Annotated in this window: 22 protein-coding genes; 5 read left to right on the forward strand and 17 right to left on the reverse strand. The window is 66.8% G+C overall.

Features of this window, described 5'->3' with window-relative positions; genetic code table 11:
• Positions 1–2,188, forward strand: a 2,188-nt coding sequence (locus tag G3O00_RS12855) for a YadA-like family protein (RefSeq protein WP_206143160.1), incomplete at its 5' end; no start/stop codon positions are given.
• A 124-nt stretch (positions 2,189–2,312) separates the two neighbouring features.
• On the opposite strand, the gene G3O00_RS12860 is transcribed toward G3O00_RS12855, so the two are convergent.
• Complete coding sequence (locus tag G3O00_RS12860) at positions 2,313–3,344, reverse strand: AraC family transcriptional regulator (RefSeq protein ID WP_206143161.1); 1,032 nt, start codon at positions 3,342–3,344, stop codon at positions 2,313–2,315.
• A gap of 246 nt (positions 3,345–3,590) precedes the next feature.
• Between G3O00_RS12860 and G3O00_RS12865 the strand changes: the two genes are divergently transcribed.
• Positions 3,591–4,541: an alpha/beta fold hydrolase gene (locus G3O00_RS12865; RefSeq protein WP_241025108.1), complete on the forward strand. Its 951-nt coding sequence runs from the start codon at positions 3,591–3,593 to the stop codon at positions 4,539–4,541.
• Between the two features lie 36 nt (positions 4,542–4,577).
• Here the strand turns inward: G3O00_RS12865 and G3O00_RS12870 are convergent, their stop codons facing one another.
• From G3O00_RS12870 to G3O00_RS12885, 4 genes are all read right to left on the reverse strand, one after another.
• Entirely contained in the window at positions 4,578–5,642 is a 1,065-nt protein-coding gene (locus tag G3O00_RS12870) for a porin (RefSeq protein WP_241025110.1), read from the reverse strand.
• Positions 5,643–5,880: 238 nt separating this feature from the next.
• Positions 5,881–7,332, reverse strand: coding sequence for an aldehyde dehydrogenase family protein (locus G3O00_RS12875; RefSeq protein WP_206143162.1), 1,452 nt, complete (start codon positions 7,330–7,332; stop codon positions 5,881–5,883).
• A 29-nt stretch (positions 7,333–7,361) separates the two neighbouring features.
• A complete protein-coding gene (locus G3O00_RS12880; RefSeq protein ID WP_174934960.1) occupies positions 7,362–8,147 on the reverse strand; it encodes a class II aldolase/adducin family protein in 786 nt (261 codons plus the stop codon).
• A 141-nt stretch (positions 8,148–8,288) separates the two neighbouring features.
• Entirely contained in the window at positions 8,289–9,245 is a 957-nt protein-coding gene (locus tag G3O00_RS12885) for a LysR family transcriptional regulator (protein WP_241025109.1), read from the reverse strand.
• A 211-nt stretch (positions 9,246–9,456) separates the two neighbouring features.
• Here G3O00_RS12885 and G3O00_RS12890 point away from each other — a divergent pair, with 211 nt between their 5' ends.
• Entirely contained in the window at positions 9,457–11,127 is a 1,671-nt protein-coding gene (locus G3O00_RS12890) for a GMC family oxidoreductase N-terminal domain-containing protein (protein WP_206143164.1), read from the forward strand.
• Between the two features lie 67 nt (positions 11,128–11,194).
• Positions 11,195–12,142, forward strand: coding sequence for an MBL fold metallo-hydrolase (locus G3O00_RS12895; protein ID WP_174934946.1), 948 nt, complete (start codon positions 11,195–11,197; stop codon positions 12,140–12,142).
• A gap of 46 nt (positions 12,143–12,188) precedes the next feature.
• Here the strand turns inward: G3O00_RS12895 and G3O00_RS12900 are convergent, their stop codons facing one another.
• From G3O00_RS12900 to G3O00_RS12935, 8 genes are all read right to left on the reverse strand, one after another.
• Complete coding sequence (locus G3O00_RS12900) at positions 12,189–12,752, reverse strand: DUF924 family protein (protein ID WP_174934945.1); 564 nt, start codon at positions 12,750–12,752, stop codon at positions 12,189–12,191.
• Between the two features lie 82 nt (positions 12,753–12,834).
• The gene (locus G3O00_RS12905) at positions 12,835–13,104 is read right to left on the reverse strand and encodes a hypothetical protein (protein WP_174934944.1); all 270 of its coding nucleotides are present in this window, start codon (positions 13,102–13,104) and stop codon (positions 12,835–12,837) included.
• An 11-nt stretch (positions 13,105–13,115) separates the two neighbouring features.
• A complete protein-coding gene (locus G3O00_RS12910; protein ID WP_174934942.1) occupies positions 13,116–14,492 on the reverse strand; it encodes an aldehyde dehydrogenase family protein in 1,377 nt (458 codons plus the stop codon).
• A 60-nt stretch (positions 14,493–14,552) separates the two neighbouring features.
• On the reverse strand, positions 14,553–14,870 hold the full coding sequence (locus tag G3O00_RS12915) for a nuclear transport factor 2 family protein (RefSeq protein WP_206143165.1): 318 nt from the start codon (positions 14,868–14,870) through the stop codon (positions 14,553–14,555).
• A 99-nt stretch (positions 14,871–14,969) separates the two neighbouring features.
• Positions 14,970–15,743, reverse strand: a complete 774-nt coding sequence (locus G3O00_RS12920) for an SDR family oxidoreductase (RefSeq protein ID WP_206143166.1) — start codon at positions 15,741–15,743, stop codon at positions 14,970–14,972.
• A gap of 90 nt (positions 15,744–15,833) precedes the next feature.
• Positions 15,834–16,733: an SDR family oxidoreductase gene (locus G3O00_RS12925; protein WP_206143167.1), complete on the reverse strand. Its 900-nt coding sequence runs from the start codon at positions 16,731–16,733 to the stop codon at positions 15,834–15,836.
• 52 nt (positions 16,734–16,785) lie between these two features.
• Positions 16,786–17,523, reverse strand: coding sequence for an SDR family oxidoreductase (locus G3O00_RS12930; RefSeq protein WP_206143168.1), 738 nt, complete (start codon positions 17,521–17,523; stop codon positions 16,786–16,788).
• 157 nt (positions 17,524–17,680) lie between these two features.
• Positions 17,681–18,532 (reverse strand): oxidoreductase, encoded by an 852-nt coding sequence (locus G3O00_RS12935; protein ID WP_174934932.1) that lies wholly within the window; start codon positions 18,530–18,532, stop codon positions 17,681–17,683.
• Between the two features lie 388 nt (positions 18,533–18,920).
• Between G3O00_RS12935 and G3O00_RS12940 the strand changes: the two genes are divergently transcribed.
• Positions 18,921–20,282: a helix-turn-helix domain-containing protein gene (locus G3O00_RS12940; RefSeq protein WP_206143169.1), complete on the forward strand. Its 1,362-nt coding sequence runs from the start codon at positions 18,921–18,923 to the stop codon at positions 20,280–20,282.
• A gap of 131 nt (positions 20,283–20,413) precedes the next feature.
• Here G3O00_RS12940 and lpdA read toward each other — a convergent pair whose 3' ends face one another.
• The 4 genes from lpdA to G3O00_RS12960 are packed head-to-tail and all read right to left on the reverse strand — an operon-like array spanning position 20,414 to position 25,433.
• Positions 20,414–21,805 carry a dihydrolipoyl dehydrogenase gene (lpdA, locus tag G3O00_RS12945; RefSeq protein ID WP_174934928.1) on the reverse strand — a complete coding sequence of 464 codons (1,392 nt, stop codon included), beginning with the start codon at positions 21,803–21,805 and terminating at the stop codon, positions 20,414–20,416.
• A 7-nt stretch (positions 21,806–21,812) separates the two neighbouring features.
• Positions 21,813–23,156, reverse strand: a complete 1,344-nt coding sequence (locus G3O00_RS12950; protein ID WP_174934926.1) for a dihydrolipoamide acetyltransferase family protein — start codon at positions 23,154–23,156, stop codon at positions 21,813–21,815.
• 1 nt (position 23,157) lies between these two features.
• Positions 23,158–24,198: an alpha-ketoacid dehydrogenase subunit beta gene (locus tag G3O00_RS12955; protein WP_043182180.1), complete on the reverse strand. Its 1,041-nt coding sequence runs from the start codon at positions 24,196–24,198 to the stop codon at positions 23,158–23,160.
• 2 nt (positions 24,199–24,200) lie between these two features.
• Positions 24,201–25,433 carry a 3-methyl-2-oxobutanoate dehydrogenase (2-methylpropanoyl-transferring) subunit alpha gene (locus tag G3O00_RS12960; RefSeq protein WP_174934924.1) on the reverse strand — a complete coding sequence of 411 codons (1,233 nt, stop codon included), beginning with the start codon at positions 25,431–25,433 and terminating at the stop codon, positions 24,201–24,203.
• Positions 25,434–25,729: the final 296 nt, after the last annotated feature.

The raw sequence follows: 25,729 nt of genomic DNA on the forward strand, positions 1-25,729 counted from the left end.
ATCGGGCGCCGGCGCGGTCGCGCTCGGTTCGAGCGCAACGGCCGCCCACGCGGGTTCGGTCGCGCTGGGCTCCGGCGCCGTGACCGACGCGGCCGCCAGCACGAGCGGTGCGACGATCAACGGCACCGCCTACGACTTCGCCGGCATTGTGCCCGCCTCGACCGTCAGCGTCGGCGCGGCAGGTCGTGAACGCACGATCACCAACGTCGCCGCCGGCCGGCTTGCGGAGAAGAGCACCGATGCCGTCAACGGCTCCCAGTTGAACGCAACCAACCAGGCAGTCGCGGCGGTCGGCTCCAGCGTCACGAGCCTGTCGACGTCGACATCGACGGGCCTCTCCACCACGAACGACGCGCTTGTGTCGTTGTCGACGTCGACCGCGGACAGCCTGCGCGTCGTTGACAGCAACATGGCATCGCTATCGACCGGCCTGAGCACGACCGACAACACCGTCGCGTCGCTGTCGACCGCGACGTCGGCGGGCCTGTCGACGACCCATCAGGCGCTGGTGTCGCTGTCCACGTCCGCATCGACCGGCATCGACACGCTCGGCCAGAACCTGACGTCGCTGTCGACCGCAACCTCGACCACCGCCGGATCCTTGTCCACCACGATCAGTACAACGAATGACAATCTCGTCTCGCTGTCGACCTCCACGTCGACCGGATTCGTGTCGCTGTCGACCGGCCTGAGCACGACCAACGACACCGTCACGTCGTTGTCGACCTCCACGTCGACGGGGCTGTCGACGACGAACAGCACGCTCGCGTCGTTGTCGACGTCCGCATCGACGGGCATCAACTCGCTGTCGACCAGCCTCAGCGCGACGGACAGCGCGATGACGTCGCTGTCCACGTCGACGTCGTCGGGCCTCGGCTCGCTGTCGACCAGCATCAGCTCGGTCACCGTCAACACGACGAACCTCGGCACCAGCACCGCCGATGCGCTCGGCGGCGGCGCGACGTACGATCCGGCGACCGGCAAGATCACCGCGCCGTCGTACGTGACGTACAACAACGACGGCACGACGACGACCAACGGCAACGTGGGCGAGGCCATCGACAACCTCAACGCGAAGGGCGCGAAGTACTTCCACGCGAACTCGACCGAAGCCGACAGCCAGGCCACCGGCGCGAACAGCGTCGCAATCGGCCCGAACGCGATCGCCAATATCGACAACTCGGTGGCGATCGGCCATCGCTCGGTCACCGGTGCCGCCGTCGGCGTATCGTCGTCGACCATCGGCGACCTGCATTTCGGCGGTTATGCGGGCGCCAACCCGTTCGGCGTGCTCAGCGTCGGCGCACCCGGCCAGGAACGCCAGATCCAGAACGTCGCGGCCGGCCGCGTGAGCGCCGACAGCACCGACGCGATCAACGGCAGCCAGCTGCACGCGACCAACCTGAACGTCGCATCGCTGTCGACCGGGCTCAGCTCGACGAACAGCAACCTCGCATCGCTGTCCACGTCGACGTCGACGAGCATCGGCTCGCTGTCGACCGGCCTGTCGTCGACCAACGAAGCGCTGGGCTCGTTGTCCACGTCCACGTCGACGAGCGTGACGTCGCTGTCCACCGGCCTGTCGACGACAAACGACCGCGTGTCGTCGCTGTCGACCAGCGTGACCAACATCAACACGCAGATCAACAACCTGTCGACGTCGGCATCGCGCAACACCGGCATCACCGCGGACATGAACGGCTCGGGCACCGATGCGCCGACCGTCACGGCCGGCTCCAACTCGGTCGCGATCGGCGCGAAATCGGACGACGGTGGCCGCTCGAACGTGGTGTCGGTCGGCAGTGCGGAACAGCAGCGTCAGATCGTCAACGTCGCGCCGGGTACGCAGGGCACCGACGCGGTCAACGTGAACCAGCTCACGATGGCGACCGAATCCGCGAACCGCTATACCGACCAGCGGGTCGGCGCGATTCAGCAAGGCGTGAACGACCTCGCGCGCAATGCATATTCGGGCATCGCGATCGCCGGCGCACTCGCGGGCATGCCGCAGGTCGATCCGGGCAAGGTGATCTCGGTCGGCGCCGGGTTCGGCAACTACGGCGGCTACACGGCGATCGCAGTCGGCGGCAGCGCGCGGATCGCGCAGAACACCGTGATCAAGCTGGGGGTCGGCACGGTGAACGGCTCGCGCATGATGGTCAACGGCGGCATCGGCCATTCGTGGTGATGCGATGCGGGCCGGCGCTGTACGCGGTGCCGGCATGCCTTGCCGCAACAACGAAAAAGCCCGTGAGCATCAGGTTGCTCACGGGCTTTTCTGTATCTGCGATGCCGGGCCGCCGGAACGCGCGCTACGAACCGGCCGTCTCCTGTCGCGATACGCTCGGCGCGACACCCGTCCAGCGCTTGTACGCCTGCGAGAACGACGACATGTCGCTGAATCCCAGTTCCTGCGCGATTTCCTTGATCGACAGCCGCCCTTCGGCGATCAGCGCCTGCGCGCGCGTCTTGCGCACCGCGCTCGAAATGTCCCGAAAGCACGCGCCCTCTTCCTGCAGCCGGCGCTTCAACGTGCGCTCGCTGGTGTTGAGCAGCGTCGCGATGTCCTTCAGCTGCGGCGGCCGGTCGAACGGGCGCGTGGCCAGGTATTCGTTCAGGAACGATACGAGATCGACGCGCGTCCGCCTGCGCGTGATCAGCTCGGCACACATGCGCTCGCACATCGCCGCGGTCGCGGCATTCGCCTGCGGCAACGGCCGCTCGAGATGCGCATGCTCGAACGTGAGCGTGCTGGCCGACTGCCCGTGCCGGATCTTCGCGCCGAGCACCGGCTGCTTCGCGTCAGCGTCAGCGCCGGGGCCGGGGCCAAACGCGAGATCGAACGTCGCGAGTTCGAATGCACTGCCGATCACGTCGCGCAGCACACGGCACGTCGCGCCCATCGCGCGTTCGACGAAGAAGCGCTGCACGTTCGCGGCAAGCTCCGGCGACGCGTCGAACTGAATCACGTCGTGCTGCCCGGCGCGGCGGAACGTCATCCCGACGAACGTATAGGTCAGCGCCAGGTAGCGGCCCGCGAGCGCGACCGCGTCCATGCCGGTCGCGCTGCTCAGCAGCCCGTACCCGAGCAGCCCGTAAGCCGACAGCTGGTACGACAGCCCAACCTTGAGGCCGACGCCGGCCTCGCCGGCGGTCAGGTCGAGCAGGTTCGACGCCACCGCCAGCTCCTGCGCGGCCAGCACCGTGAAATCCGGGTCGGCGAGCTGCTTCAGCGTGAGCTGCGACCCCTTGAGCAACGCCGGCGGCGCGATCTTGCGGTCGCGACCGAAGTCGATCATCAACAGGACGGAAGCCGGGCTGCGGGCAAAGTTCCAGACATTCATCAGACGCCTCGCGACGTGGGTTGGCCTAGATTCTAAAGCGGTTGGCCTGCCCCAGCATGGATCGCGCGAGCCTGCGCGCCGATGATGGATGCCATCGCAACCCGCTCGGCGTCGCTCACCATGAGGCTCACCTCGCTCTTTCGTCCGGCCCGCACGCTTCTGCTGGCTGCCGGCCTGTCGAGTGCACCGCTCGTACCGGCACTGGCCGACGATGCCGTTTCGCCCAATCCACCGGAGTCCGCCACCATGCCCAGGACCTACGCAGACCAGCCCGTCTGGCGCGACATGCAGAAATTCCTTCCGACCGATTTCCAGTGGAAGGACGGCCGGCAACCGACGGAAGAATGGTGGTCCTGGCACGGCCACCGCATGCATCTCGACACGTACCGCAACCCGCAAGCGCGGGTGAAGGTGATCCTGTTCCATGGCGTGGGCACCAACGGCCGGCAGATGTCGATGATCCTCGGCGAGCAGCTCGCGCGCCGCGGCTACGAAACGGTCGCGGTCGACATGCCCGAATACGGGATGACCGAAGTCGCCAGGGGCGCACTGGTCCGCTACGACGACTGGGTGCGCGCCGGCAGCGACCTGATCGACGCGGAACGCGCGAAGGACGACCGGCCGATCGTGCTCTACGGGCTGAGCGCGGGCGGCATGCTCACGTATCACGTTGCCGCGCTGAACGGCAAGGTCAAGGGCATCGTCGGCATGACCTTCCTCGACCAACGCCTCCAGCAGGTGCGCGACGAAACCGCGCGCAGCGTGTTCATGAGCCGCGTCGGCAGCCCGATGATGCATCTCACCGCGATGACCCCGCTGAAATCGATGCGGGTGCCGATGACGCTCGCCAGCAAGATGTCCGCGCTCGTCAACGACCCGGATGCGCTGAAGGTGTGGCTGTCGGATCGCACCTCCGCCGGCAACGCGATGACGATCGCGTTCCTCGATTCCTACATGTCGTACCGGCCGGCAGTCGAGCCGGAGGATTTCGCCGTGTGCCCGATCCTGCTCACGCAACCGGCCGCGGATCGCTGGACGCCGCTGCACCTGAGCGAACCGTTCCTGCGGCGCGTGCGCAAAGTGCCGGTGAAGGTCGTCATGCTGGACAACGCGGGGCACTATCCGCTCGAACAGCCGGGGCTGTCGCAGATGGTCGATGCAATCGATGCGTTCTATCGCGAGGTGACGGCGAAATGAATGCCGTCCACCCGCGTGGTGCCGCGCGCGGATCGCCTAGAACACCGTTCGAACGCCGACCCGCAACACGCCCTGCCGCGCGCCCGACGACGCGGTGAACGTGCCGCACACCGACGCGATCACGTCCTCCCCGCCGCTCGCCTGCTGATACACGGCGCTCATGTAGACATCGGTTTTCTTCGACAGCAGGTAGTCGAGCGTGATACCGGCCTGGTTCGAATGATTGCCGGTCAGTTGCCGGTTGCCCTGCGCGTAAAGATAGTTTGCATACGCGAAGAAATCCGGCGCGAACCGGTACAGCCCGCCGATTTCGTAGGTGTCGACGTGTGCGCCCGTCAGCGTGTTGCGCGTATTCACGTACAGCGCGTCGAGCGCGAAGTCACCGAATGTATAGCGTCCGCCCGCGCCGGCATTGCGGATGCCGAGGTGCCCGTTGTCGATTCCTTCCTCCTTCGAATACGTGTACGCCGCATCCAGCCGCAACGGCCCGTTGTCGTAAGAAACCCCGAAGCTCGACAGGTTGCTGCTGCCGGTCTGCCCGGCGATATTGCTGAAGCCGAACATCGCGCCGAACCGGAAGCCGCCGTAATACGCGGACGTGAACTTGACCGCGTTCGGCGTCGCACCTCCGCCTGCGATGCGCGTGTAGTCGAAGGTGCCGAGCGCCGCGCCCAGTTTCGAGAACGGGCCGCCCGGCAGCTGGTACAGGCTGACGTAGGAAATCTCGTGCCCCCAGCGATGCAGCGACAGGTTGTCGAACATGTAGTCGAACTGCCTGCCGAGCGTCACGGTGCCGTAGGGCGTGACGATGCCGACGTAGGATTCGCGCCCGGACAGCGCGCCGCCGCGCACCGTGCCGCTGTTGATGTCGGGCTGCGACGCCATGAACACGAGCGCCTGGAACCCGCCGCCGAGATCCTCGACCGTGCGGATCCCGATCAGGTTGGGCGCCTGGATGCCGGACATCGCCTGAACAAGCGCCTTGCCGCCCGAATTGCTCACGTACGAAATGCCGTTGTCGACCAGACCGAACAGCGTGACCGAACTCTGCGCGTGCACGTGGCACGACACCGTCGCCAGCGCGACGGCCATTGCCTTCATTCTCACGGATGCTGTCTCCAAACCGTCAGTGTCCGACGCACCGTTCGCACACGAGCGAACCGCACGCCGGCCTGTCATTTTTATTAGTAAAACTATCTAATTAACGCGTGCGGGATATGTGTTCCCCGCTCGATGCGCCGCCGCGGGCCGTGTTAACCGGCGTCGAATGATGGATCGCTCGCGCCGTCGCCGGCCGAACCCGTCGATGACGGGAACGACCGGCGGCGAGTCGCGCCTGCTACAGCATCACGTTGATGACCTTCTTCTCGACGTAGCTGTACATCTCCTCGATCCCCTCTTCCCTGTCGACGCCGCTGTTCTTGAAGCCGCCCCATGGCACGCCGAGGAAGTGCGTGTTACTGCCGTTGACGAACACGCTGCCCGCACGGATACGACGCGCGGTGTTGAGCGCCTGCCGGATGTCGTTGGTCCAGATCGCGGCCGAGAGCCCATATTCCGTGTCGTTGGCCATCGCGACCACTTCATCGACATCGCGCCATCTCGCGACCGACAGAATCGGACCGAAGACTTCCTCGCGCCACAGCCGCATCGCCGGCGTGACATCGGCATAGACGGTCGGCTCGACCCAGAAGCCTTTTTCGAACGCGTGCCCGGGCGGGCGGCGGCCCCCCGTCATCAGCCGCGCACCGTGCGTCTGCGCCGGATCGAGAAAGCTCATCACGTGGTCGTAGCTCTTGCGCGAATTGATCGGGCCCATGCCCGTATCGGGCGACATCGGATCGCCGACGCGGATCGCGGCCACGCGCTCGACGACACGCGCGAGCACGTCGTCATAAATGTCGTCGTGCACCAGCAGCCGCGAATTGGATCCGCACGACTGGCCCTGCCACGAGAAATTCATCCCGCGCACCGCACTTTCGGCCGCCGCATCCGGATCCGCGTCCGGAAACACGATCATCGGATTCTTGCCGCCGAGCTCGAGCGTCACGTGCTTCACGCCCACTTCCGCCGCGCTGCGCTGGATCGCCTGCCCGGTCGGCACGGACCCGATCAGCGCGAGACGCTTCACGTCCGGATGGCGCACCAGTGCATCACCGACTTCCGCACCCGTGCCGTTGACGATGTTGAACACACCGGCCGGCAACGTGTCGCGCGCGACCTCGCCGAGCACGAGCACGGACAGCGGCGACGTTTCCGGCGGCTTCACCACCACCGTGTTGCCGGTCACGAGCGCGGATGCGGTACGCGCCGCGGAGAACATCGCCGGATGATTGAACGCGGCGATCCGGCCGACGACGCCATACGGCTCGTACACGGTCATGTGCAGGTTCCGGCCGGTGGCCGGGATCGTCTCGCCGTGCAGCCCGTGCACGAGCCCCGCGTAGTAGCGCAGGCTGCGCACCGTCTCGTGCATGCTCGCGAGCGTCGGCACGTAGGTGTTGCCCGAATCGAGCACCTCGATGCGCGACAGTTCCTCCGCGCGTTCGAGCAAGCGCTCGCCAAACCCGCGCAGCAGCTCGCCGCGCTCCTCGCCGGTGCGCTCGGCCCACGCCGGCCACGCGCGCTGCGCCGCATCCACGGCTCGCGCGACGTCCCGGCGCGAACCGGCCGGCGCGCGGCCGATCACTGCCTCGGTGGCCGGGTTGATCGACGCCGCCCACTCGCCGGTCTCGCTGTCGACCAGTTCGCCGTCGATCAGCAAACGGCCGGTTATCAACTGCTCGTCCATACTCGTCTCCTCGATGATTCGATCGCCGGTCAGCGCATGTCGCCGCGCTGCACGCGCTGCTTCCACAGCGCCCACGGGCGCTCGACCTGCGTTTCGATGTTTGCGCACGCGGTCGCGGCTTCCTGCTCGCTGAGATAGACCACGTCGCCCAGTTGCAGCGCCTCGATCTGCATGCGCGCATTGACTTCCGCATAGACCGCGCGATACACGGCCTGCTTGAGCGTCGGCGCCACCACGGTCGAGCCGTGGCCGCGCATCAGCACGAACGCCGCACTGCCGAGCCGCTGCGCCAGCGCCGCGCCGAGCGCGTTGTCGCGCACCAGCAGGTCGGTCGCATCGCCGGCGGTATCGCGAATCTCGAACACGGGCGTACCCGCGCCGAGAAATCCGCTCATGTGGCACACCGGCCGCAGCGGCGTGCGTTTCGTCACGCTGAACGGCAGCACGGTCGGCGAATGGCTGTGCACGATCGCCTGCACGTCCGGACGCGCCTTGTAGATCTCGCCGTGAATGAAGCGCTCCAGATAGACGGCGCGCCCGCCGGCATTGACCGGCACGCCGTCCAGCGTGAATTCGACAATGTCGTCGATGCCGACGGTACCCGGCGCCATGTTGCGCGCCAGCAGGAAGCGTTGCGGATCCTTGTCGTGACGGACGCTGGCATGGCCGAAGGCATCGACGATGCCCTGGTCGAACAGGATGCGGTTCGCGCAGACGAGATCCTCGACGAGCGCGGGGTCCGGCGCATCGGCGGGACGCCCGGCATCGTCCGCATACGCGGCGGCGCCGCCGGACTGAAGATGAAGAGTACACATGGGTCGGCCTGTTTTCGGGTTGACTGGCAGTGCGCACGCCCGCATCGCGACTCGATGCGGACCGTCAAGCACCCGGCCAGCTTAGAACCGGGCCGACCATAGGTCTATTAGCTATTGATCGCCAAACAGATAGCCTATTGACTATGAATTCGGGATGCCCGCTGCCGCGCCGGGCGACGCGGAGTCGACGATGAATTGCACGAGCTCGGCCTGGAACGCCGAGAAGCGCTTGTCGTCGCGATGCACGAGATAGATCGGCACCTTCATCGACAGATTGGGGCGATCGAGCACGACCAGCTCGCGCCGCTCGACCTCCGCGCGCACCGCCGACGCGAACATGAAGCTCACGCCGAGGTTCTCGCGCACCACGTGTTTCATCGCTTCCGGATGCCCGAGCTCCATCACGACCTTGCGCTGCTCGAGGCCGCGCTCGCGCAGCAGCGCCTCTTCGAGCTCGCGGCGCGGCTGGTGGCGCGGCGTGCTGACGAACGGCACGCCGCGCAGGTCGAGCTCGCGGGCCGGCTGTGCGGCCCACGGGCTCGATGCGCCGCACACGAGCAGCAGTTCGTCCTCCCACACGGGAATGGTCGTCAGGCCGTCGAGATCCTGATTGGCCGCGATCAGGATGACCGCGAAGTCGCAGCCGCCGACGCGGGTCGCATCGACGGCCGCCTGCGGCGTCAGGATCTGCACGGTCACGAGCCCGTCGGGCTGCCGCCGGTGGAACTCGGCGAACAGCGGCGGCAACGCGTACGAGCCGATCGACATCGACGTCGCGACCGCCGCGTTGCCCATTTCACCCTGCTCGAGACCGGCGAGTTCGCGCTCGACCTCGCGCGTGCGCGTGATGACCTCGGTCGCCCATCGATAGATGCGCTCGCCGGCTTCCGTGAGCGCGATGTTGCGGCCGGCGCGCTTCACGAGCGCATAGCCGAGCCGCTTCTCCATGCTGCGCACATGCGCGGTCACGACCGGCTGCGCGATACACAGCCGGTCGGCCGCGCGCGTGACGCTGCCGAGCTCGACCACCGTGCAGAACACCTCGAGCTTCTGAAAAGTGAGATACGAATCGAATCCGCGCACAGTCCCCTCGCCCATAGCCATCCGGGTATCGGATGGCACCGCAATACGTATTGGAAGATATGTTTCAGGTTACGCACAATCGAATGAACCCACAACCGAGAGGCCTGCGTTCAGGCCCACCTGGAGACATCATGGTTCGTTCGACGCCTGTTCCGGCCGGTCGCCGCGCCCCGCGTTCGCGGGTTGCACCGGCCTGCCCTGCTGCCCGGCACCGCGAGGTGCGGCAATGAAAACCGATTCGTACGACTACGTGATCGTCGGCGCCGGCTCGGCCGGTTGCGCACTCGCCTACCGGCTCGGCGAGGACCCGAACGTCCGCATCCTCGTGATCGAGGCCGGCGAGCAGGATCGCTCGCCGTACATCAAGGTGCCGCTGACGTGGGGCCAGATCCTGAAGAACCGGCTGTTCGACTGGGGCTATTTCACCGAGCCGGAAGCCGGCATGGACGGCCGCCGGATCGAATGCGCGCGCGGCAAGGTAGTGGGCGGCTCGTCGTCGATCAACGGCATGGCCTACGCACGCGGCGCGCGGGAAGACTACGAAGGCTGGGCCGACGAGTTCGGCCTGACTGACTGGTCCTACGACGCGGTGCTGCCGTACTTCAAGCGCTCCGAATCGTGGGAGCGCGGCGAATCGGCGCTGCGCGGCGGTCGCGGCCCGCTGACCGTGATCAAGCTCGACTATCGCGACCCGCTGGTCGGCGGCTTTCTCGACGCGACGCGTGCGTGCGGCTATCCGGAAAACGACGACTACAACGGCGCATCCGTCGAAGGCTTCGGGCCGATGCAGGCCACCATCCGCAACGGCCTGCGCTGCAGCGCCGCGGTCGCCTATCTGCGCCCGGCGCTCGCGCGCGGCAACGTCACGCTCGTGACCGGGGCCCTCGCGAAACGGATCGTGCTCGATACCGACCGGGGCGCGCCCCGCGCCACCGCGATCGAGTATCGCCGCGGCGAATCCGACTACCGTGCCGATGCGCGCCGCGAAGTCATCCTCTGCGGCGGCGTGATCAATTCGCCGCAACTGCTGATGCTCTCCGGCATCGGCGCGGCCGACAGCCTGCGCACGCACGGCATTGCATCGAAAGTCGAATTGCCCGGCGTGGGCGCCAACCTGCATGACCACATCGTGTTCGACCTGCGCTGGAGCCGCAAGGAACCCGGCCCGCTGCACCGGATGATGCGTGCCGACCGCATCGCGTTCGACGTCGTGCGCACGTTTGCCGGCGGCAACGGCTTCTCGAGCACGATCCCCGCCGCCGCGCTCGGACTCGTCCGCAGCCAGCCTCACCTGCCGCTGCCGGACGTTCAGCTGATCCTCGCGGCCGGCGCGATGAACGCCGCGCCGTACTTCGAGCCGTTCAAGCGCGCGTATGCCGATTCGTTCGCGATCAAGGGCATTTTCCTCACGCCCGAAAGCCGCGGCCGCGTGTCGCTGAAGTCGGCCGACCCGGCCGAGCATGCGCGGATCGAACAAAACTTCCTCGCCACCGAGAACGATCGCATCGCTGCGCGGGAGATGTTCCGGCGCATGCGGGAAATCGGCGCGCAGGCCGGACTGCGCCCGTTCATCGACGCAGAGATCGCGCCGGGCCCGCAAGTCCAGAGCGACGCGGACGTCGACGCGTTCATTCGCCGCATCGCGATCACCCTTCATCACCCGGTCGGCACGTGCCGCATGGGCCGCGACGACGATCCGGCGGCCGTGGTCGATACGCAGATGCGCGTGCGCGGCGTGGCCGGATTGCGGGTGGTCGACGGCTCCGCGATCCCGCGCATCATCCGCGGGCCCACCAATGCGCTGATCATGACGATGGCCGAACGCGCGGCGGATTTCATGACCGGGAAAGCCGTACCCGTGCCGCAGGCGCAGGTTCGCGCCACGGCGCCGATGTAGACAGTCGTGTGCGGGGCGGCGCACCACGCCCCGCCTCGATTCATTCCAATTCATTCAGGAGACACCGATGACCCATTCCTGCGGGCATGCGCATTGCCATGCGCACATCACGAATGCCGAGCCGCATGCCTTCTCGCTCGCGCTCGGCAACGTCGAGATCATCCGGCTGTACGACACGACGCTGCTCGGCGAAACCGCGCAAAGCTGGCTGCCCGATTTCGACCGAGCGCGCGTGGCCGAGCACGAGCACTGGCTCGCGCCGACGCACTACGATCCCGAAAGCGGCCGCATCCCGATGCCCGTGCACAGCTGGATCGTGCGGACCGGCCGGCATACGGTGCTGATCGACAGTTGTATCGGCAACCACAAGGAGCGGCCGGGGCTGCCGGAAATGCACCGGCTGTCGACGCGCTATCTCGACCGGATGCGCGCACTCGGCATCCAGCCCGAGGAAATCGACTACGTGATGTGCAGCCACCTTCACGCCGATCACGTCGGCTGGAACACGCAGCTCGTCAATGGCGTGTGGGTGCCGACTTTTCCGAACGCGCGCTACGTGATCTCGCAGGTCGAGCACGATCACCTGGTCCGCGCGATCCGGGGCGAAGGCCCCGCCGGCCCCGCGTGGTTCAGCCCGATGTACAACGACAGCGTGCTGCCGGTGATCGAGGCCGGCCAGGCCACGATGTTCGACGATACCTACGAGCTCGACGACACGTTCCTGATCCGCCACGCACCGGGCCATTCTCCGGGACACGTGCGCATCGAACTGACGTCGCAGGGCTCGCGCGGCGTGTTCAGCGGCGACATGCTGCACTCGCCGATCCAGATCCCGTTCTGGCAATGGAGCAGCAAGGTCTGCGACGACCGCAAGCTCGCCGCGAAGAGCCGCTTCGAATTGCTCGCGCATTGCGTCGAGCACGGCGCCCTGCTGCTGCCCGGTCATTTCGAGGCGCCGCATGCGGGGCATATCGTCGATAAGGCCGGCACGTTCGGCGTCGAGTTCCTGCGTTGACGCACGCATGGCCGCCGCGGCGGCCATGCGGCGCGAACATGGGTGCTCATCCGGCAAATCCGCCTTCCGCGAGAAAGCGCGCCTCGTCGCGCGTCGTCTCGCGGCCGAGCAGCGGGTTGCGATGCGGAAAGCGCCCGAAGCGCGCGACGATATCCCGGTGCCCGATCGCATGCGACAGCCACGGCTGGCCGAGCCTGCCGTTCAGTTCGACGGAAATCCGCTGGTCGTCGAGGTCTTCGGAATGGGCGAACGGCAAACAGAAAAACAGGCGCAGGGGCCGTTCGACATGGGCCATCTGATCGTGCTCGTACGCGTGCGTCGCAAACTGCCGCGCCAGCGCATCGGTCGCATACATGCGCGCGGTGCCGCGAAACGCATTGCGCGGAAACTGGTCGGTGAGCAACAGCAGCGCGAGCGTCCCGTATGGCGTCGACAACCAGCCGTCCAGCTCGCGCCTTGCGGCGGCCAGATGCGCATCGAGAAAACGCTCGCGAAAGCGGCGATCGAAATCGGGATGCTTCGCGAACCATTGCGCGGGCCCCGCGTCGATCCAGAAACGGATGACGGCCTGCGCCGGCGGCGGGGCAGGCAAAGGCGTATCGATCTTCATGGCGAAGAGATGAGCGACGGGTGAATGGAAGCGGCACGTCGACGACGGCCGTGCCGCACACGGCCAGTCGTCGTCCTGCGGTTCAGGTGCGCTGGAACAGCAGCGCAGCGGCCACCGCAACCGCGGCCGGCACGCCGAATACGATCGCGAGGATCGGCAGCTCCTCGCGTACGCCGTAGCCGGCCCGATGCACGCCAACCCACAGGTTGGCCAGCGAGACAGCGAACCAGACCGGCACGAACGCTTGGGCGGCAAACGCCAGCGATGCCGCGTGCGTCCCCCACAATTGCCCGAACAACAGGAACACGGCCAGCAACAGCACGCCGGCGACGATCGTCCAAAATGTATGCATCGTGCCCCCGGTTATGCGAAGACGCCGAGCATCTTGCCGATGTCCTTTCCCGCATAAGGCGGGAACACGTCGAGCACCGCGTCGGGATTGCCGATCAGCATCGCTTTGGTATTGCTCAACGCGTCGAAGCCGGCCTTGCCGTAGTACTTCCCCATCCCGCTGTTGCCGACGCCGCCGAACGGCAAACTGTCGATCCAGCAATGCAGGTTGGTCTGGTTCACGCACCCGCCGCCGAACGACAGGCTGTTGAGCACGCAGTCGATGCTCGCCTGCCGCTTGCTGAACACGTAGCACGCGAGCGGCTTCGGCTTGCGCTTCATGATGCCGACGATCTCGCGCAGGTCGCGGTACGGCAGCACGGGCAGCACCGGGCCGAACACTTCCTGTTGCATCGCCGGATCGTCCCAGGTCGACGGGTACAGCACGGTCGGCTCGACATAGCGTGCCGCGATATCGTGGCGGCCGCCGTGCACGACCTTGTCGGCGACGATGTAGGACGCGACGCGTTCGGCATCGTGTTCGCTGATCATTCGCGCGAAATCGGGGCTTTGCTGCGGATCTTCGCCGTACATCGCCGTGATCGACGCCTTGAGTTTCGCGATGAAAGCGTCCGCCACCGATTCATGCACGTACACATAGCCGGGCGCGATGCACCATTGTCCCGAGATCGCGTTGTGCCCCCACGCGACACGATCGGCCGCGATGTCGAGATTCGCGGTTTCGTCGACGATGCACGGGTTCTGCCCGCCGAGTTCCAGCAAGACCGGTGTCAAATGCTCTGCGGCGGCGCGCATCACGACCTTGCCGACCGCCGAACTGCCGGTGAAGAAGATGAAATCGAACGGCAACTCGAGCAATGCACCGATTTCCTGGCGCCCCCCCGTGACGACGGCGACGTCCTCCGGTGAGAAATACTGCGGCACGAGCCGGCTCAGCAGTGCGGCCGTCGCGGGCGTGGTGTTCGCCGGCTTCAGCACCACCGTATTGCCGGCGGCCAATGCCGCGATCGCCGGATCCAGCAGCAACAGAATCGGCGCGTTGAACGGGCCGATCACGAGTGTCACGCCGTAAGGCTCCTTGTAGATCATGCCGGCGTTGCCGGCCGCCTCGAGCGCAGACGGAATCGCCACTGTCTGCGGCGCCATCAGTTCGTGCAGATGCTCGCGGTAGTAGCGGATGACACCGGTCGGCACGGAGATTTCGAACAGTTGCTCGAACGGAGGCTTGCCGAAATCCTCGTACAGCGCCGCGCACAGCGCGTCCTGGTGCTCGAGCAGCATCCGCTCCATCCGGTCCAGCTGCGCGATGCGCCATTCAAGGGTTTTCGTGATGTCCGAGTCGAAGCGCGCACGTTGCGCGTCGAGCACTGACTGGTAAGGGTTCGACATGGTCGCGTTCTCCTTGGGGAAGCCGCCTGCCGAAGCGGCGACGGGCGGCATGCGGACGGCTCAGGCCTGCCCGATGTCGAGCCGGGTAATCCGGCCATCGGCGTCGATCCGGGACTTGAAGTACGTACGGAACGTGCCCCAGCGATCCGAATGAAACCGGCCTTGGATGTCGAGCCCGTCGTTGTCGACGCGATCGATCGTCGTGAAACGTTCGGTCCCGATCGCGTCCCGGTTGAATGCGTGCAGGTCTCGTGGCCGGCCGTCGTCGTACAGCGTCGCATCGGGCGCGAACAGCGCGGCCCACGCCGCGCGATCGCCTTGCTGGAGCGCGTCGATCGCGCGCCGCACGACCGGATGGTGGAGTATGTCGGTGTTCACGATGCCGATCCTCGATGAAAGGAGGCCGCCCGTCATCCTGCCCGGCCCCGTGTCGGGAAGGCAACGCATGCCGGACGAAATGCGGGCAGCCGAGGGGTATTACTTGGTCGTATATCCGCCGTTGATCAGGATCGTCTGACCGGTGATCCACCAGCCGTCGCTGACCAGGTGGCGAATGAACGGCACCACGTCCTCGATGTCGGTCAGCCCCGTCTTCGAATACTTCGACAGCGCGGCGGCCGTCTTGTGATACGCGACCGCGTCCGCCCCCTCTTCCGGATAGAAGAACGGCGTGTCCATCGGGCCGGGCCCCACTGCCGTCACCGAAATGCCGCGCTCGCCGAACTCCTTCGCCGCCGCGCGCGTATAGTGCTCGACGGGCGCCTTCGTCCCCGCATACGCGGCGTAGTAAGGCGTGAATGCGCCGAGCAGCGCCGTCACCAGCGAGACGATCTTGCCGTTGTCGTTCACGTGCCGCCCCGCTTCGCGCAGGAAAAAGAACGCCGACTTCGCGTTCACCGCGCTCATCTGGTCGTATTCCGCTTCGCTGATTTCGGTGAACGGCTTTTTCAGCACCTTGCCGACCGTGTTGATTGCGATGTCCGGGCGGCCGACCGCCGCAACCGCATCGGCGAACAGCTTCTCGACGGCCGCCGCGCTCGTCAGGTCCGCCTGGAATGCGACTGCCTCGGCACCGGCCGCCTTGATGGCCGCGACCGTCGCCTCCGCGTCCGCCTTCGAGCTTGCGCTGTTGTAGTGAATCGCGACGGCCTTCGCGCCGTACGCGGCCAGATCGCGTGCGATCAGGCCACCCAGGTTCTTCGCGCCGCCGGCGATCAGTACGGTCTTGCCCTTGATTTCATGATTTGCCATTTCGCTCTCCTGATTCATTCCCTGTTCAATCCACGTCCGTGACGACTTTCCGGATCAGTGGCCCCGCGCCGGCTGCGGCCGCCCGGCGCGTTACGCATTCGCTTTCGGCTGCAGCAGGTCGGACAGGCCGACGCGATGCAGCATCTCCGCACGCACGCGGTCGAGCACCGCGAAGCCGACGGCCGCGCCGTCCTGCGTCGGATCGATGTGCACACGGAACGGACGCTTGCCGAACGGCATGCCCACGATGTCGACGATCGCACGCGCCACCTCGCTTGCATCGGCGTCGGCCGGCACGATGTCAGCAAACGCCTTCAGCACCTGCTCGCCGAAACCCGCATACGGCCCCGCATCGTATTCGGCCGTACGCGACTCGTCGGCCGGCGCGCCCGCATGCGCGAAATGGTTGGTGCCGCCGGTGAACGCGCCCGGCACGACGATCGACGTCTCGATGCCCCAGCGCGACAGCTCGCGCGCATACTGCACCGCGATCGCATCCATCGCGGCCTTCGCCGCGAAATACGGCGCCAGGTACGGCGGCGTGCCGCCCGCCGAGCTGCTGCTGGATACCCAGAGCAGCAGGCCTCGACCGCTTTTCCGCATATGCGGCAACACCGCACGGTTCACGCGCTGCGTGCTCAGCACGTTCACGTCGTACAGGTGCGCATACTGCTCCGGCGTAAACGCTTCGGCGGGACCGAACACCATGTGCCCCGCGTTGTGCACCAGCACGTCGATGCGGCCGACTTCGGCGATCACGCTGGCGACGCCGGCGTCGACGGAATCCTGCGACTGCACGTCGATCTCGACGGTGCGCAGATCGATGCCCTGCGCTTTCGACTGCGCGGCCATCTGCGCGACGACCGGCGCATTGCGTCCGGCCGTATCGCGCATCGACGCGAACACGGTATGGCCGGCCGCCGCCAGCGCCTCGGCCGTCAGGCGGCCGAAGCCGCTCGACGCACCGGTAATGAGAATGGTCTTGCCCATGACGATGCTCCTTGATTGACGACTGCGTTCCTTCGATACGAACCGTGCGGACTCAAACCATCCCGCCGTTGCTGCGCAACACCTGCCCGTTGATCCAGCCGCCGTCCGGACCGGCGAGGAAGGCGACCGCGTTCGCGATATCGGCCGGTGTGCCGAGACGCTCCAGCGGATTCATCTTCGACAGGCGCTCGATCAGCTCCGCCGATTTGCCGTTCAGGAACAGGTCGGTCGCGGTCGGCCCCGGCGCGACGGCGTTGACGGTGATCGAGCGGCCGCGCAGTTCCTTGGACAGGATGCCCGTCATCGCTTCGACCGCCGCCTTGGTGGCCGTATAGACGCCGTACGTCTCGGGCCTCAGTCCGACCACGCTGCTCGACAGGTTGACGATGCGCCCGCCGTTGCGCAGCCGGCGCGCCGCCGCGCGCAGCGTGTTGAACGTCCCCTTCAGGTTGATGGCGATCTGCGTGTCGAACAGCGCGTCGTCGCTATCGGCCAGTGGCGCCAGCTTCATGATCCCGGCGTTGTTCACCAGTACGTCGACGCCGCCGAACGTCGCTTCGGCCACATCGAACAGCCGCGCCACGGCAGCCGGATCGCTGACGTCCGCCTGGACTGCGACCGCCAGCCCGCCCTCGCCCGCAAGATCGCGCGCCAGCTCCTCGGCCTCGCTCGCCTTGCCTGCGTAATTGATGACGACGGCCAGCCCGTCGTCCACCAGGCGCCGCGCGATTGCCGCACCGATACCTCGCGATGCGCCGGTCACGATCGCCACGCTTGTTCGATTGTTCATGTCTGCTTCTCCACGGGTTCGCGCCCGATGCATCCGGACGCATGCCCGGCCCGCGCGATACCGATCGCGACGGGGGGGGCGATTCACGACGACTTCCTGTTACTTAGTACACCGATACGATAAACCAGGACCGGATCGGAACGAACCGGATACCCGCTCAGTCGCGCTGAGTCGATCGCGACACGGTTTCCCACGCCCGGATATCACGCTCGATCGATTCGGCACGGCCGAGCATCGTTCCCACCGCATCGGCACCGAGCGCGAGATGGACCGGCGGCTTCTCCGCCTTGAGGATATCGACGATCGCCTGTGCGCCCTTCTCCGGCACATTGGGCTGCTTGCCTTGCAGTTGACCGATGAAACCGCGGAACTGGCCGGCCGGCGTGTCCGCGTAGTCGTCGATCCGGTTCGACGTATACGCCAGCGAACGGCCGGCGAACTGGGTTTCGAAAATGCCGATCGTCAGCACCGTCACATGAATGCCGAGCGGTGCGAGCTCGCCGGCCAATGCCTCGCCGAGCACGCCGGTCGCGGCCTTGGCCGCGGCGTACACGCCCAGCCCCGGGTAGCCCGCGAACCCGGCGATCGACGAGAACTGCACGATGTGCCCCGAGCGCTGGCGGCGCATGGTGGGCAAGACCGCGTGGATCAGGCGCAACCCGCCGAAAAAATTCACGTCGAAGATCTGCTGCGCATCGGCTTCGGTCGTCTCCTCAACCGCGCCGACCGTGCCGACGCCTGCATTGTTGGCGAGCACGTCGATCCGGCCGAACTGCTCGATCACACGCTGCACGCCCGCCGCTACCGTGTCGGGCTGAGTAATGTCCATCAGGACACCGAGCGCACGACCGGGCGCAAGCCGTTCGAATTCGGCGACCTGGTCCGCGCCGCGTACGGTGCCCGCTACCCGTGCGCCTTCTGCGAGCAGCCGTTGCGCCAGTTCGCGACCGAGACCGGACGAGACGCCCGTGATCAATACAACTTTGTCTGCCATCGATGCTGTGTTCATTCGAAAACTCCTGATCACTGAAAGTATTGGGATGGATCGAGTGTAGTCGAGCCGATGGCGCGAATGAACGGGGCGCGTCGAGATGAACTATCCACGATTGACTAACAATCGGTTCATCCATATTAGCGTTCCGACCGTGCCGGTTCTTTCAAGAATGCATACCGGAAAAATGAAAATCCGGAAGCCGACCGAGCGGACACATCGACATCGTCGCCCGGTGTTTCATCAGACAACACGGGCCTTCCGCGTGCAGCCGCCCGTTTGACAATTCTTGAAGCACGGTGCGCCGGCAAGGTGCAATAGTGGGCACGCACGCCGGTTGCGTGCGTCCCGTCACGCCGCCGACGGCATCGAGTCGCGCCGGCATCCGTTCGGAGTGGAAACCAGCATGAGCGACCCGCTTCACAGGACGCACCGGTTTCACAGCGAGGACCCCGACGAAGTATCCGATTTCATCGGCACGATCTATGCCGACAACCAGTTCACGGCGCAACACGCGGTTCGTCGGAATGTCAGCATGACGGGACATGAATGGAACGGCATCGGCGTCTACGACGTCGACTACCTGATGCCCTTTTACTTCCGCTCGAACGATGCGCGTCCGAACTACCTGTTCCTGTCCTGCCGTCGCGGCCAGGCTCGTTACGAAAGCAACGGTGACGATGCAGCCTGCACGACGGGTGACGTCATGCCGATTTCGTCGACTGGCCACTCGTTCTGCACGACGGGTGGCGAAGGATTCGGCCATCTGTCGGTCATCATCGATGCGGACCGGGTCAACCGCTTTCTCGCACAATGGATTGGCCGGCCAGGGCTCGAGCCGGTCGAGTTCGTGCTGACACCGGTCTCGCCCGAGCTGCGGATGCAATGGAATGCCGCGGCCGGCTGCCTGCGCCGGTTGATCAGGATGTCGCCCATTCCCGGCGTCGCCGCCGACGCGTTGCTCGAACACATGCTGAAGATCATGGTAGCCGGCCACGCGAACAACCACGGCGCGCTGTTCGACCGCGACCATTGCACGCCCGAACACCAGACGCGCATGGCAATCCACATGCTCGAGGACGCGCCGCTGCGGTGGAAAACGCTCGGCGCGATCGCGCACGTGCTCGGTTGCGCGACCGAGGCGCTGGAGCACGGCATCCGCCGCCTGACAGGCCGGTCATCGACCGAGCTGCGCAACGAAGCGCGCTTTCGCCACGTGAACCGCGCGCTCGCGCGAGGCGACGGGCCGGATTTCGATGCGACATTGCATGCGCATGGATTCTCGATCACGGCGCGCTTCATTCGCGAGTACTACCGTCGCTTCGGCGAACCGCCCGGCGCCACCTACCGGAGAAACCCGCACGCCGCCGATCAACCGTCGACAGCCGACGCCGCCAGCGCGCCGCTGTGCGCACAGACGATCAACCGGTTCATCGATGCGTCGCTGGAAAGCCGGATCGACACGGCCGACCTCTGCCGACTGGTTGGCATGAGCGAGCGTGCAACCATCGACGCATTCAGGATGCAGTTTTCCCGTACGCCGGCGCAATACGTCATCGAGCGGCGGCTGGAACGCGCGCGCCATCTGCTCGAACATACGTCGGACAGCATCCTGTCGATCGCGCTGGACTGCGGATTCGGCACGCAAAGCTACCTGTCGACCGCGATCCGGCGGCACTTCGGCGTCACGCCGCGGGAATTGAGGATGCGGGCGGCGTCCGCCGGCCGCAGCAGGACGGACGACGCTCAACTCGATATGGAGGAATAGGCGAAACCCCGGAGCGCCGGCATTGCATCGTGCCGGATATCGAATGAACGTGTCTGCCGTCTACCTGGCGTAAAAATCGCCGCGGACACGCACGTTGCGAATCCGCGGCTCTTTTTCAGGGGGCTCGCCCGTCACACGTGCAACGCATGCCCGAGCGCGCGCAGCGCGGCTTCCTGCAGCGCCTCGCCGAGCGTCGGGTGCGCATGGATCGTGCCGCCGATGTCCTCCAGCCGCGCGCCCATCTCCAGCGACTGCGAGAACGCCGCGGCCAGCTCCGACACGCCGCGCCCGACCGCCTGCCAGCCGACGATCAGATGGTTGTCGCGCCGCGCAACCACACGCACGAAGCCGTCGGTCGCCTGCAGCGTCATCGCGCGCCCGTTCGCCGCGAACGGGAACGACGCGCTCACGCAGTCGACCTCGGCCGCACGCGCGTCGTCGGGCGACCAGCCGGCCGTGACGATTTCCGGATCGGTGAAGCACACGGCCGGGATCGACGCGGGCATGAACTTGCGGCGCTTGCCGGCGATCAGCTCGGCCACCATTTCGCCCTGCGCCATCGCACGATGCGCGAGCATCGGCTCGCCGGCAACGTCGCCGATCGCCCAGACGTTGCGCATCGAGGTCCGGCATTCGTCGTCGATCCACAGCGCGCGACCGTTGCGATCGAGCGGCAGCGACTCGAGCCCGAAGCCGTCGACCCGCGGCCGGCGCCCCACCGCGACCAGCACGCGATCGGCCTGCAGCGTCTGCTCCGCGCCGTCGGCAGCCTGCACGCGCACCGCGCCGTGTTCCCCGAGCCCGAGCACCTTGTGGCCGAGCAACAGCCGCACGCCCAGCCGCGCGAGCGAATCGGCGACCGGCCGCGCGAGTTCGGCATCGTACGCGGGCAACACGCGCTCCGCCGCTTCGACGACGCTCACGTCGACGCCGAGCTTGCGATAGACGATCCCGAGTTCGAGCCCGATATACCCGGCCCCGACGACGACCAGCCGCTTCGGCAACGTCGCGGGCGACAGCGCCTCGGTGGACGACACGACATGCCCGCCGAACGGCATCGACGGCAGCGCGACCGGCTCGGAACCCGTCGCGAGCAACAGGTGCTCGCAGCTGATGCGCGTCGTGTGGCCGCCGGCGACGACGTCGACGGTCTTGCCGTCGACCACCTGCGCATCGCCGTGCAGCACGCGCACGCCGTTCTTCTTGAGCAGTGCGCCGACACCGCGCGTCAGCCGGTCGACGATGCCGTCCTTCCAGGCAACGCTCTTCGCGACGTCGATCTCCGGCGTGCGCACGCGGATCCCGAGCACGCCCTCGCCCGCGTGGCCGCGGGCCTGTTCGAATGCGTCGGCCACGTGAATCAGCGCCTTCGACGGAATGCAGCCGATGTTCAGGCACGTGCCGCCGAGCCGGTCGCGCTCGACGAGCACGGTCGGAATGCCGAGCTGGCCGGCGCGAATCGCGGCGACGTAGCCGCCCGGGCCGCCGCCGATCACGAGCAGCGTGGTGTGTTCGTTCTTCATTGCGTTGTCACTCCACGAACAGCAGTGCCGGGCGCTCGAGCACCGCGCGCACGGCCTGGATGAATTCGGCCGCGTCCGCACCGTCGACGACGCGATGGTCGAACGACGACGACAGGTTCATCATCTTGCGCGCGACGACCGCACCGTCGCGGATCATCGGCCGCTCGACGATCCGGTTCACGCCGACGATGCCGACTTCCGGATGATTGATGACCGGCGTCGACACGATGCCGCCGAGCGCACCGAGGCTCGAGATCGTGATCGTCGAGCCGCTCAGCTCGTCGCGCTGCGCGCGGTTCGTACGCACCGCATCGGCAAGCCGCGCGATCTCGGCGGAGATCGACCACACGTCGCGCGCTTCGGCGTGACGCAGCACGGGCACCGTGAGGCCGCCGTCCGTCTGCGTCGCGACGCCCATGTGCACCGCGCCGTAGCGCGTGACGACACCCGCTTCGTCGTCGAAACGCGCGTTGATCTGCGGGAAGTCGCGCAACGCGATCACCATCGCGCGGATCAGCAGCGGCAGCGGCGTGAGCTTGCCGCGCGTGTCGCCGTAGCGGCGGTTCAGATCCGTACGCAGCGATTCGAGCTCGGTGACGTCGATCTCCTCGACGTAGCTGAAGTGCGGAATGCGGCGCTTCGCTTCCTGCATCTTGCGCGCGATCGCTCGCCGCAAGCCGATCACCGGCACTTCGGTTTCATCGTTGCGTTCGGCGTAGCCGTGCGCATGCGCGCCACGCGATCCGCGCGCCGCCCCGCTGCCGGATCCTGCATACGCATCGAGATCCGCGTGCAGGATCCGCCCGGCCTCACCGGTGCCGCGCACGTAGCGCAGCTCGACGCCCATGTCCCACGCGCGCTGGCGCACGGCCGGCGACGCGAGCGGCCGTTCACCCGGCGCGAGCGCCGCGCGCGGCGACTCGACGCGCTCAGCATGCTCGGCATGCTTCGCGCGACGCGGCTCCGCCGGTGCGTGCTTCGTCGCCGGCTTGGCGGACGATTCCGCCGGCGCGTCGGCCACCGCCTTCGACGCCGCTGCCGCTGCCGCGACCGGTGCGGTTTCTACCTTTGATTCTCGCACCGGTGCGCCGGCCTTCAAGTTGCCGTCGCCTTCGACCTCGAGGCGGATCAGCTCGCTGCCGACCGCCATCATCTCGCCGATCCGGCCGCCGAGCTCGATCACCTTGCCCGTCACGGGCGACGGAATCTCGACCGCCGCCTTGTCGGTCATCACATCGGCGAGCGGCTGGTCTTCCTTGATCGTCTGCCCGACTTCCACGTGCCAGGCCACCAGCTCGACCTCGGCAATCCCTTCGCCGATATCCGGCATCTTGATGACATGAATCCCCATCTCACGCCTCCATCACGCGTCGCAACGCTTCACCGACCCGGGCCGGGCCCGGAAAGTACGCCCACTCCTGCGCATGCGGGTACGGCGTATCCCAGCCCGTCGTGCGCTCGACCGGCGCCTCGAGGTGGTAGAAGCAATGTTCCTGGACCAGCGACACCAGTTCCGCACCGTAGCCGCAGGTGCGCGTCGCCTCGTGCACCACGACGCAGCGGCCGGTCTTGCGCACCGACGCGACGATCGTGTCGAGGTCGAGCGGCCACAGCGTGCGCAGGTCGATCACCTCCGCATCGATGCCCGTCTCCTCGGCCGCGGCGAGCGACACGTGTACCGTCGTGCCGTAGGTCAGCACCGTCACGTCGTTGCCGGGCCGCACCACGGCGGCCGTATCGAGCGGCACCGTGTAGTAGCCCTCGGGCACCGCGCTGGCCGGATGCTTGAGCCACGACGTGACCGGCCGGTCGTGATGGCCGTCGAATGGCCCGTTGTACAGCCGTTTCGGTTCGAGGAAGATCACCGGATCGTCGTTCTCGATCGATGCGATCAGCAACCCCTTCGCGTCGTACGGATTCGACGGCATCACCGTGCGCAGCCCGCACACCTGCGTGAACATCGCCTCCGGGCTCTGGCTGTGCGTCTGGCCGCCGTAGATGCCGCCGCCGCAGGGCATGCGGATCGTCATCGGCGCGATGAACTGGCCGGCCGAGCGATAGCGCAGCCGCGCGCCTTCCGACACGATCTGGTCGGATGCCGGATAGAAATAGTCGGCGAACTGGATCTCGCACACCGGGCGCAGCCCGTATGCGCCCATCCCCACCGCCGCGCCGACGATCCCGCTTTCCGAGATCGGCGCATCGAACACGCGCGACTTGCCGTATTTGTTCTGCAGTCCTTCGGTACAGCGGAACACGCCGCCGAAATAGCCGACGTCCTGCCCGAACACGACCACGTCGCTGTCGCGCCCGAGCATCACGTCCATCGCCGAGCGCAGCGCCTGGATCATCGTCATCGGCTGCGTTGCCGTGCCTGTCTCTTGTTGCGCCATGATCACGCTCCCAGTTCCTGGCGCTGACGGCGCAGGTGCGCGGGCAGCTCCTTGTACACGTCGTCGAACATCGACGCCGGCGACGGAATCCGGTCGTCGGCCAGCGTGCCGTATTTCTCCGCTTCCTTCTGCGCGGCGATCACCTCGGCCTCGAGCTCGGCCGTCAGCGCTTCATGCGCGCTGTCCGACCAGATGCCCTTGACGATCAGGTGGCGCTTGAAGCGCTCGATCGGATCGCCGAGCGGGAAATGGGACCAGTCGTCGCTCGGCCGGTACTTGGTCGGATCGTCCGACGTCGAGTGCGCGCCCGCCCGGTAGGTCACCCATTCGATCAGCGTCGGGCCAAGGTTGCGGCGCGCGCGTTCGGCCGCCCAGCTCGACGCCGCGTAGATCGCGAGGAAGTCGTTGCCGTCGACGCGCAGCGACGCGATCCCGCAGCCGACGCCGCGACCGGCGAAGGTCGTGCCTTCGCCGCCCGCGATCGCCTGGAACGTCGAGATCGCCCACTGGTTGTTGACGACGTTCAGCACGACCGGCGCGCGGTACACGTGCGCGAACGTGAGCGCGGTGTGGAAGTCGGATTCGGCCGTCGCGCCGTCGCCGATCCACGCGGACGCGATCTTCGTGTCGCCCTTGATCGCCGACGCCATCGCCCAGCCGACCGCCTGGATGAACTGCGTCGCGAGGTTGCCGGAGATGGAGAAGAAGCCCGCTTCGCGGTCCGAATACATCACGGGGAGCTGGCGGCCTTTCAGCGGGTCGCCTTCGTTCGACATCAGCTGGCAGATCATCCGTTCGAGCGGCACGTCGCGCGCGATCAGGATGCTCTGCTGGCGGTAGGTCGGGAAGCACATGTCGCCGTCGCGCAGCGCCATCGCGTGCGCGGTGCCGATCGCCTCTTCGCCGAGGCTCAACATGTAGAAGGAGATTTTCTTCTGACGCTGCGCGATCATCATGCGCGCGTCGAAAATGCGGGTCTTGAGCATCGCGCGCAGGCCGGCGATCAGCCGCGCATCGTCGAGATCCGGTGCCCACGGGCCGACGGCCTTGCCGCTGTCGTCGAGCACGCGCACGAGGCTGCGGGCGAGATCGGCGGTGTCCGCCGCGGCTACGTCGATCGGCGGGCGGCGAACGGCACCGGCCGGCGATAGATGCAGATAGGAAAAGTCCGTCTTGCAGCCCGGGCGCCCGGTGGGCTCCGGCACATGCAGACGCAATGGCTCTGACAGGCTCATCGTGTCGTCTCCACGCTCGATTGTGTCTCACGCTGATTAGGAACGCGCGACCGGTTGCCGGCCTGCGCGCTGACTGGCGTGCGGATAGGCACGTCAATCTTTTAAATTTAGGCAATATGGGGCCAGCCGTCGATGACCAACCCGCTCGACCGCGGTGAGCAGATTTGCCATGTCGGGGGCCGAAGCCCGCCGCGCGGGCGCCAGCCGGTGGCCCGGTGTGGCCGTGCCAGGGGCGAACCGGGGCCTGACGGGAATTCGCGGGGCCCGTCGCGGCCGCGCTCTGGCGAAGACCGGCA

Origin of the sequence: Burkholderia sp. Ac-20384, assembly GCF_017104605.1 — a bacterium.
Taxonomy (GTDB): Bacteria; Pseudomonadota; Gammaproteobacteria; order Burkholderiales; family Burkholderiaceae; genus Burkholderia; species Burkholderia lata.

What these genes read in the sequence shown, in the direction of transcription:
- G3O00_RS12860 (WP_206143161.1), bottom strand. Translation starts at nt 3,344, where the DNA reads ATGAATGTCTGGAACTTTGCCCGCAGCCCGGCTTCCGTCCTGTTGATG.
- G3O00_RS12865 (WP_241025108.1), top strand. Translation starts at nt 3,591, where the DNA reads ATGCCCAGGACCTACGCAGACCAGCCCGTCTGGCGCGACATGCAGAAA.
- G3O00_RS12870 (WP_241025110.1), bottom strand. Translation starts at nt 5,642, where the DNA reads ATGAAGGCAATGGCCGTCGCGCTGGCGACGGTGTCGTGCCACGTGCAC.
- G3O00_RS12875 (WP_206143162.1), bottom strand. Translation starts at nt 7,332, where the DNA reads ATGGACGAGCAGTTGATAACCGGCCGTTTGCTGATCGACGGCGAACTG.
- G3O00_RS12880 (WP_174934960.1), bottom strand. Translation starts at nt 8,147, where the DNA reads ATGTGTACTCTTCATCTTCAGTCCGGCGGCGCCGCCGCGTATGCGGAC.
- G3O00_RS12885 (WP_241025109.1), bottom strand. Translation starts at nt 9,245, where the DNA reads ATGGGCGAGGGGACTGTGCGCGGATTCGATTCGTATCTCACTTTTCAG.
- G3O00_RS12890 (WP_206143164.1), top strand. Translation starts at nt 9,457, where the DNA reads ATGAAAACCGATTCGTACGACTACGTGATCGTCGGCGCCGGCTCGGCC.
- G3O00_RS12895 (WP_174934946.1), top strand. Translation starts at nt 11,195, where the DNA reads ATGACCCATTCCTGCGGGCATGCGCATTGCCATGCGCACATCACGAAT.
- G3O00_RS12900 (WP_174934945.1), bottom strand. Translation starts at nt 12,752, where the DNA reads ATGAAGATCGATACGCCTTTGCCTGCCCCGCCGCCGGCGCAGGCCGTC.
- G3O00_RS12905 (WP_174934944.1), bottom strand. Translation starts at nt 13,104, where the DNA reads ATGCATACATTTTGGACGATCGTCGCCGGCGTGCTGTTGCTGGCCGTG.
- G3O00_RS12910 (WP_174934942.1), bottom strand. Translation starts at nt 14,492, where the DNA reads ATGTCGAACCCTTACCAGTCAGTGCTCGACGCGCAACGTGCGCGCTTC.
- G3O00_RS12920 (WP_206143166.1), bottom strand. Translation starts at nt 15,743, where the DNA reads ATGGCAAATCATGAAATCAAGGGCAAGACCGTACTGATCGCCGGCGGC.
- G3O00_RS12925 (WP_206143167.1), bottom strand. Translation starts at nt 16,733, where the DNA reads ATGGGCAAGACCATTCTCATTACCGGTGCGTCGAGCGGCTTCGGCCGC.
- G3O00_RS12930 (WP_206143168.1), bottom strand. Translation starts at nt 17,523, where the DNA reads ATGAACAATCGAACAAGCGTGGCGATCGTGACCGGCGCATCGCGAGGT.
- G3O00_RS12935 (WP_174934932.1), bottom strand. Translation starts at nt 18,532, where the DNA reads ATGAACACAGCATCGATGGCAGACAAAGTTGTATTGATCACGGGCGTC.
- G3O00_RS12940 (WP_206143169.1), top strand. Translation starts at nt 18,921, where the DNA reads ATGAGCGACCCGCTTCACAGGACGCACCGGTTTCACAGCGAGGACCCC.
- lpdA (WP_174934928.1), bottom strand. Translation starts at nt 21,805, where the DNA reads ATGAAGAACGAACACACCACGCTGCTCGTGATCGGCGGCGGCCCGGGC.
- G3O00_RS12950 (WP_174934926.1), bottom strand. Translation starts at nt 23,156, where the DNA reads ATGGGGATTCATGTCATCAAGATGCCGGATATCGGCGAAGGGATTGCC.
- G3O00_RS12955 (WP_043182180.1), bottom strand. Translation starts at nt 24,198, where the DNA reads ATGGCGCAACAAGAGACAGGCACGGCAACGCAGCCGATGACGATGATC.
- G3O00_RS12960 (WP_174934924.1), bottom strand. Translation starts at nt 25,433, where the DNA reads ATGAGCCTGTCAGAGCCATTGCGTCTGCATGTGCCGGAGCCCACCGGG.